The organism is Piscirickettsia litoralis, from assembly GCF_001720395.1.
Lineage (GTDB): Bacteria > Pseudomonadota > Gammaproteobacteria > Piscirickettsiales > Piscirickettsiaceae > Piscirickettsia > Piscirickettsia litoralis.
Genome location: NZ_MDTU01000001.1, coordinates 952,641 through 960,067, shown reverse-complemented (window position 1 = coordinate 960,067; position 7,427 = coordinate 952,641). Strand labels below are relative to the sequence as shown.

7 protein-coding genes and 1 pseudogene are annotated in these 7,427 nt (G+C 43.0%); 4 read left to right on the top strand and 4 right to left on the bottom strand.

Annotated elements, in window-relative coordinates; genetic code table 11:
• Positions 1-274: 274 nt before the first annotated feature.
• Positions 275-568 (top strand): HU family DNA-binding protein, encoded by a 294-nt coding sequence (locus tag BGC07_RS04570; RefSeq protein ID WP_069312139.1) that lies wholly within the window; start codon positions 275-277, stop codon positions 566-568.
• A gap of 78 nt (positions 569-646) precedes the next feature.
• Here the strand turns inward: BGC07_RS04570 and BGC07_RS04565 are convergent, their stop codons facing one another.
• The 4 genes from BGC07_RS04565 to BGC07_RS04550 form a co-directional block, all read right to left on the bottom strand.
• On the bottom strand, positions 647-1,264 hold the full coding sequence (locus BGC07_RS04565) for an NUDIX domain-containing protein (protein WP_069312138.1): 618 nt from the start codon (positions 1,262-1,264) through the stop codon (positions 647-649).
• A 126-nt stretch (positions 1,265-1,390) separates the two neighbouring features.
• A complete protein-coding gene (locus BGC07_RS04560) occupies positions 1,391-2,368 on the bottom strand; it encodes a malate dehydrogenase (RefSeq protein ID WP_069312137.1) in 978 nt (325 codons plus the stop codon).
• A gap of 76 nt (positions 2,369-2,444) precedes the next feature.
• On the bottom strand, positions 2,445-3,854 hold the full coding sequence (locus tag BGC07_RS04555) for a TolC family outer membrane protein (protein WP_069312136.1): 1,410 nt from the start codon (positions 3,852-3,854) through the stop codon (positions 2,445-2,447).
• 26 nt (positions 3,855-3,880) lie between these two features.
• The gene (locus BGC07_RS04550) at positions 3,881-4,534 is read right to left on the bottom strand and encodes a protein-L-isoaspartate O-methyltransferase family protein (protein ID WP_069312135.1); all 654 of its coding nucleotides are present in this window, start codon (positions 4,532-4,534) and stop codon (positions 3,881-3,883) included.
• A gap of 119 nt (positions 4,535-4,653) precedes the next feature.
• On the opposite strand from BGC07_RS04550, the gene BGC07_RS23080 reads away from it, so the two are divergent.
• From BGC07_RS23080 to parE, 3 genes and pseudogenes are all read left to right on the top strand, one after another.
• Positions 4,654-4,956 carry a YqiA/YcfP family alpha/beta fold hydrolase gene (locus BGC07_RS23080; RefSeq protein ID WP_268801613.1) on the top strand — a complete coding sequence of 101 codons (303 nt, stop codon included), beginning with the start codon at positions 4,654-4,656 and terminating at the stop codon, positions 4,954-4,956.
• The gene (locus BGC07_RS23075) at positions 4,946-5,215 is read left to right on the top strand and encodes a YqiA/YcfP family alpha/beta fold hydrolase (RefSeq protein ID WP_317135148.1); all 270 of its coding nucleotides are present in this window, start codon (positions 4,946-4,948) and stop codon (positions 5,213-5,215) included. Before BGC07_RS23080 ends, BGC07_RS23075 begins: the two co-directional genes overlap by 11 nt.
• Before the next feature lie 67 nt (positions 5,216-5,282).
• A pseudogene (gene parE / locus BGC07_RS04540) lies at positions 5,283-7,176 on the top strand (DNA topoisomerase IV subunit B).
• Positions 7,177-7,427: the final 251 nt, after the last annotated feature.

Here is a 7,427-nt window from a genome sequence, read left to right as displayed (position 1 = left end):
AATAGCTCTATTCAAGATCATATTAAAATTGCACATGGTAAATTATGGCCAATTTATAATTAGTTGAATTATTATGAGGCTGATTTTTAGTTTTTCATTATTATTGAGTGCTCTATTAGCAAGTATTTTGTGGGTAGGAATTGATCGTGTTTATCATCATTTTCAACCGATAAAATTAGAAAAAAAACAAATAATAAAATCTTGAACTTGCTTTTACTTGTTGCCTTTTAGGGTGAGAGTAGGTGATAATCAAGTTTTAAAAGGAGAGGATCGTATGGGAAAAACTGAACTTGTCGAAACAATTCACGAAAAAGCGGATATCAGTAAAAAAGCAGCAGGTCGTCTTGTTGATATTATGCTTGAGAGTATCGAGGATGCTTTGAAAGAAGGGGAGAGTGTTGACCTAAAAGGATTTGGTAAGTTTGAAATGAAACAACGTGCGGCTCGTGTAGGTCGTAATCCGCGTACGGGTGAAGAGATTGAAATTCCTGCAGCGACTGTGCCGGTGTTTAAACCGTCGAAGGCTTTAAAGGCTGCTGTAGGCAAAGAAATTGAAGAGTTAGTTTAATCTGAGTTCCCTTTGACTTTACCCCTGCAGTAAATATCTTGCTGCAGGTGGATTATTTTCAGAATATTTTAGTTAGTTTTACAACGCCTTTAATAGCACTTGTTGCTGTAGCCACTGTATGGCAATGATCGCAATTGAATTGCGAATAGTGCCTTGCTTTAATAGTTCAAAGCATTCATCAAAGCTGATAATGTGGCGCTTAATATCTTCTTGTTCAGTACTCAAGCCATACACTGCTTCTTTGGGACAGTTTTTTAGATCAGCGGTGGCTGAGAATAAGTGAACTTGCTCGCTGATACCGCCAGGACTGGTATAAAAGGATTGGATAAAATTGAGGCTATCAAGTGTGTTCAGCCCTGTTTCTTCATGTATTTCCCGGCGAGCGACGCTCTCGTGGCTTTCACCCGTTTCGATTAAGCCGGCGACGATTTCAAATAACCAAGGGGTTTTGGGGTCATTAAGTGCGCCGACCCTAAACTGCTCGAGTAAAACGATAAGCTTTTCATTAGGGTCATAGACAATAGCAGCGACTGCATCGCGGCGCGTCATCACTTCACGCTCGACAGAGTTTAGCGTCGAGCCATCAAAGGTTTTATGACGGATGTGGTATTTTTTTATGGGCAAAAAACCGGTATATAATTCTTTTTCTTTAAGGATTTGAGCATCTTTATTTAGGAAGGTAACATGTTTTGGCATGAGTTTTGTTGGGGTAAATATTTAATGAGGGTTTATTTAAAAATAAGCGAGTGTAACCTAATATGCCATACTCGCTTAATTTTTAGTCTAATCGAATCGAAACGGTGAAACCGCTAGGTCGGAGAACTAGAATAAGTGCTCGACTGCAGCGCGTTCTTCAAGAAGCTCTTGAGTAACAGCCTCGATGCGTTTTTTACTAAAATCACTCCATTCTAGACCTTGAACGATTTCATAGTCGCCATTTTTGCAGCGACATGGGAAACCATAAATTAAGCCTTCTGGTGTGCCATAAGAGCCATCAGAAACAACGCCCATGCTGACCCAGTCATCGCCTTCAGTACCGGCGACCCAATCATGAATATGATCAATGGCCGCATTAGCCGCACTGGCGGCACTGGATAATCCACGCGCTTCAATAATCGCAGCACCACGTTTTTGAACTGTTGGGATAAAGTCGTTTTCAATCCAGTTTTGGTCTACTTGATCGCTGATGGCTTTACCATCAACCGTTGCTTCGAAAACATCTGGGTATTGCATAGCAGAATGGTTACCCCAGATTGTCATCTTTTTAATTGCTGTGGTCGGTGCACCGATTTTCTCAGAGATTTGCGAAAGTGCACGATTGTGATCTAGGCGCATCATCGCATGAATATTGCGAGGATCGAGCTTAGGTGCGTTTTTCTGCGTGATAAGTGCATTGGTGTTTGCCGGGTTGCCGACGATTAATACTTTAACATTAGGGTTAGCGTGGTCATTGAGTGCTTTACCCTGGGCGGAGAAGATTGCTGCGTTGGCTTCGAGTAGATCGGCGCGCTCCATGCCTTTGCTGCGTGGGCGAGCGCCAACGAGTAGGGCATAGTCTGCATCTTTAAAAGCAACATTTGGATCAGATGAAACTGTAATGTCATGCAATGCTGGAAAAGCACAGTCACGCAATTCCATCACAACGCCTTCAACGGCCTTGAGCGCTTGTGGTAACTCAAGCAGTTGCAATATAACCGGTTGGTCTTTCCCTAACATTTCTCCTGAAGCAATGCGAAAAAGTAGCGCATAACCGATTTGGCCAGCAGCGCCAGTGACTGCAACACGAACAGGTGCTTTCATTATAATCCCCTTAATTCACCATTGTTATTATCTTCTATTATATGCTGCATTGCACAGCAAGCCAATAAAAGAGAGTTTATGATTTTTGTAACCAGCTGTTAATTTTCTTTAAGTCTTGAATCGATAGTGAGCCTGTATCTGCCTTTAGGTTTAAAGTATCAATAATGTATTGATATTTTTGTTGGGCATAGGATGAGCGGCTATCGAAAAGTTTTTGCTGTGCATCGAGTACGTTAACGATGGTTTCTGTGCCGACAGCATAACCTGCTTGGAATGATTTTAATGAGCTCTCACTCGAGATCACCGCTTGTTTATAGGCTTTTACTGTATCGATACCGGCAACAACGCTAAGAAAATCTTGGCGTGTTTGTGTTGTGGTGTCTCGCTCAGTTTTAACATAATTGCTTGTTGTGGCTTCGGCATTGTAGTCAGCTTGCTTGTAGGTTGCATAATCTGATCCACCTTGGAAAATATTCCAAGTCGCTGAGAGTTGCCCCGTTTGGGTTAAACTGCTTTGTGCACCAGGTGCACTGGCATTAGAGGCGGCCCGAGTATAGGCGGCTGTGCCATCGATGGTCGGAATAAAGGCACCTGCAGCGACTCCTACTGCATCATCGCCTGCTTCTTTGCTATAGCGTGCGCTGGCGAGGGCTGGGTTGCCTTTTAGGGCGGCAGCGACCCAAGCATTGATGTTATCGGGCGTTGGTTTAGTCAGCGGAATATCATCACTCATAGGCATGAGGTTTTTTTGCACTACACCGGTAATTTCTGCCAAGGCTTCTTGATTATTGGCTACGGTGTTCTCGGCTTGAACACGCGTTGCTATCGCTGATTCGTAGCTAGCACGTGTAGTTTGCACATCGGTGATAGCGACTAAACCGACATTAAAGCGCTGTTGAGATTGTTTTAATGTTTCTGCAAGAGCATCTTCATTCGCTTGAGCGGCCTTTAATTCATCTTCTGCTTGCAAAACATCAAGGTAAGCCTGAGCAACACGCAGGATTAAGCTTTGTTTGGCGCTTTCATAATCAGCTGCGGCCCCAGCGACCTGCGGGTAGGTCTGAGCCAGCGTTTTCCAGTTGGTGTAACTGAAAATAGACTGAGTGAGTGTCAGGCTATAACCATGAGAGTTAAAGCGGTCAGGGCTGCTTGGGCTTTGGCGGTTCCCTTGAGTGTTCGCAGCACCAACAATTTGTGGCAACAGCGCTGCACGGGCAATAGGAGTGAGCTCTTCTTGTGCTTTATAAGTCGCAGCTGCCGCTTTAAGTGTTGGATCTTTTTCAAGCGCTTGGTTATACGCCGTGATTAAATTGACGGCGACACTTTGTTGTGGGTGAGTTTTGCTCTGTACTTTGTTCTGTGTTTTTGTGGTTGCTTTAGCAGGAGCCGTTTGCGCTTTTGTTTTTGACGTTGCATCTGCTGCAAAAGCATTGACGGTGATAAGGGCGCTAACAAGGATTGCGCCCGTGCAAATGGTTTTGCACATGCTGTGGTTTTCCTTCTTAATCATCATTAAAAAACAAATGGATTGGTTGTTTGCTCTTGAGTGAGCGGCTTAATCTGTGTATTAAATAGAGATTTACTAATAAAGTGTTGCTTTGATTTACGAGTGATAAGTGTTGCTGTCATTGCCGCTTTTGTGCCGATAATTGCAAAAAGACGTCCGCCGACACTTAAGCGATTCTTGAGTTTTTCAGGAACTTTAGGCACTGAACCTCCTAAAATAATCACATCGTAGTTTTCTTCGCTAGGCCAGTCTTGCTCACCATAGCCTTGTTCAAAGCTAACATTACTGATTAATAGTTTTTTTAGATTATTATCTGCCAGCTTGATCATTTTCTCATCGATATCGATGCTGGTGACATGTTTGGCTTGTTTGGCAATGAGCGTCGTAAGATAACCGCTTCCCGTTCCTACTTCTAAAGCAATATCCGTCGACTTAATCTGTACTGCCTGCAGGATATGTCCTTCAATTTTAGGGGAGGGCATTACATGGCCATTATCCAGTGGAATATCAGTATCTGCATAGGCAAGATTATGGTATTGGCTAGGGACAAACTGCTCTCGAGCCACTGATTCCATTAGGCGTAGTACCTTATCATCGAGGACATCCCAAGTACGTAGCTGCTGTTTAATCATGTTGGTTCGTGCGGTTTCTAAGTTCATCGTCTAGACCCATTTTTCGTTATCTGTTCTTTTGCTACACGTTATTATACATCGTATTTGAAATAGGCAAAGGGTTGGTGGTCTTTTGTGCTATGATCACAACGAATAAGGAGTGAGACATGCGGCGTATTTGTTATATTCATGGCTTTAATAGTGGGCCAGAAAGTATGAAGGCACAAGCGGTTAGACACTATTTTGAGGGTAAAACTGAGGTGATTATCCCAAGATTACAGGTTTCAGCTGTAGCGGCGATAGAGCAATTAATGGCGTTATGTGGAGAGGATGGCAGTGATCTTGCGTTCATCGGTAGCTCTTTAGGCGGTTTTTATGCGCTTTACCTCGCTGAATATTATCAATGCCCGGCGGTTTTAGTGAACCCATTGATGAACCCTAAAAAACTACCAGCAAGGCATTATCGGTGAACATGTTAATCCCTATAGTCATGAGAAAGTAAAGATAACAGAAGATGAAATCACCCAGAGTTTCCGTTATATTTGCTCTGAAATTAAAGATAGCGAGCGTTATTTAGTGCTTTTGCAAGAAGATGATGAAGTACTCGACTATCGCGATGCTAAGGCTTTTTTCCCAAGCGAAGTTTGCCATATTTCTCGTGGAGGTGGACATACTTACACAGATTTTGCTGATAGACTGCCTGACATTGAGCAGCATATTCAGCAATAAAGTAATATAAGATAATCTAGTATATAGATCGTTTAGAGTGACAGATAAAAATAAAAGTGATAAAGCAATGACAAAAAATAATCAATACAATGCGGATGCAATTGAAGTGTTAACCGGCTTAGAGCCGGTGAAGCGTCGCCCGGGCATGTATACCGACACGGTACGCCCGAACCACTTAGGGCAAGAGGTCATTGATAATAGTGTTGATGAGGCGATGGCAGGGTTTGCAAGTCAATTACATGTTATTTTGCATGAAGATCACTCATTAGAAGTAATAGACAATGGTCGAGGCATGCCGGTTGATATTCACCCTGAGCGTAAGGTTTCAGGGGTTGAATTGATCTTGACCAAACTTCATGCAGGTGGGAAGTTCTCAAATAAAAACTATCGCTTCTCAGGCGGCTTGCATGGGGTGGGTGTTTCAGTTGTGAATGCGTTGTCTAAGCGCGTTGAAATTGAGATTAAGCGTGGCGGTAAGCTGTATCAAATTGCCTTCGAACATGGCGATAAAGTTGAAGATTTAACGATTACGGGCAAAGCAGCCAAGAAAGAAACAGGGACAAGGTTACGCTTTTGGCCGGATGCCAGTTACTTTGATTCAGAGCAGTTTTCTATCATTCGCTTAAAACATACATTGCGGGCTAAAGCTGTACTCTGTCCAGGTCTTAACGTTATTTTTGAAAATCGCAGTGGTGATGAGCGTTTTGAATGGCATTATGCCGCAGGCTTAGTGGATTATTTAAAAGGTGCGGTTAACGAGTATGACCCAGTGCCAAAATCACCTTTTGAAGGTGCCTTTGCTGCAGAGGCTGAAACAGTCGATTGGGCCATTGCTTGGCTGCCAGAGACGACTGGGGTGATGGCAGAAAGCTATGTGAACTTAATTCCCACCGCGCAAGGTGGCACGCATGTTAATGGCTTAAGGTTAGGTTTGTTTGAAGGCATGCGAGATTTTTGTGAGTTACACCAGTTATTACCGCGCGCGGTGAAATTAACGGCCGATGATGTATGGGAACATTGTGCTTATGTTTTATCGGTGAAAATGCAAGAGCCGCAATTTTCAGGTCAAACTAAAGAGCGGCTTTCATCCAGGCAATGTGCAGCCTTTGTTTCTGGTGTCGTTAAAGATGCGTTTACGTTATGGCTAAATCAAGACATAGAGCAAAGCAAAGCGATTGCTGAAATCGTTATTCGCAATGCGCAAAAACGGGTGCAAGCGAGTAAAAAAGTCGTTCGTAAGCGTATTACTCAAGGCCCTCAACTGCCGGGAAAATTAGCAGATTGCGTCAGCCAAGATGTCGAGCGTGGTGAGCTGTTCTTAGTTGAGGGGGATTCGGCGGGAGGTTCGGCCAAGCAGGCGCGTGATCGTGATTATCAAGCAGTGATGCCGCTGCGTGGAAAAATCTTAAACACTTGGGAAGTGGCTTCAGAGCAAGTATTAGCTTCTCAAGAAGTGCATGATATCGCTGTTGCTTTAGGTGTTGACCCAGGGCAGCAAGATTTAAGTGGTCTGCGTTATAGCAAGGTCTGTATTCTCGCCGATGCCGATTCGGATGGTTTGCATATTGCAACCTTATTGTGTGCATTATTTTTACGCCATTTTAAAACCCTTGTTGAAAACGGTCATGTCTATGTCGCTATGCCGCCGCTATATCGAGTAAGTGTCGGTAAAGATATATTTTATGCGCTTGATGAAGAAGAAAAAGAAGGCATTTTAGATCGTATTCAGGCGGAGAAGAAAAAATGGCAAAATTGTTGTTCAGCGTTTTAAGGGCTTGGGAGAAATGAATCCATTGCAATTGCGCGAGACGACGATGGCACCGGAAACACGCCGCTTAGTGCGGTTAATGGTCGATGATGATGCGGCGACGGTTTCATTGATGGATATGCTTCTTGCCAAAAAGCGTGCTCAGGATCGTAAAAAGTGGTTGGAAGAAAAGGGGAATTTGGCAGTAGTGTAAGTCAATGTGCGCATACTTTTTCTGAGATAAAGGCCTTGTTCTAAGGTCTTTTTACTTTTACTTATTTCTCAATAGAGAAAATGATAGCTTTCTTTATGTTTTTTCTTGTTCTGTTAGTGTTATCGTTAAATTTTTCTTATAGAAAGTAACTTTTATTAGGCTCTATCCTTAGATTTTTTCTATGGTAGGTGATTTTTACTTAATTTTAAAGCGCTAGTTTTGGAGCTTTTATGCCATTAGAAAGAAAGAGC

Excerpts from the sequence above, each read along its gene's own strand:
- BGC07_RS04570 (WP_069312139.1), top strand. The coding sequence starts at position 275 with ATGGGAAAAACTGAACTTGTCGAAACAATTCACGAAAAAGCGGATATC.
- BGC07_RS04565 (WP_069312138.1), bottom strand. The coding sequence starts at position 1,264 with ATGCCAAAACATGTTACCTTCCTAAATAAAGATGCTCAAATCCTTAAA.
- BGC07_RS04560 (WP_069312137.1), bottom strand. The coding sequence starts at position 2,368 with ATGAAAGCACCTGTTCGTGTTGCAGTCACTGGCGCTGCTGGCCAAATC.
- BGC07_RS04555 (WP_069312136.1), bottom strand. The coding sequence starts at position 3,854 with ATGTGCAAAACCATTTGCACGGGCGCAATCCTTGTTAGCGCCCTTATC.
- BGC07_RS04550 (WP_069312135.1), bottom strand. The coding sequence starts at position 4,534 with ATGAACTTAGAAACCGCACGAACCAACATGATTAAACAGCAGCTACGT.
- BGC07_RS23080 (WP_268801613.1), top strand. The coding sequence starts at position 4,654 with ATGCGGCGTATTTGTTATATTCATGGCTTTAATAGTGGGCCAGAAAGT.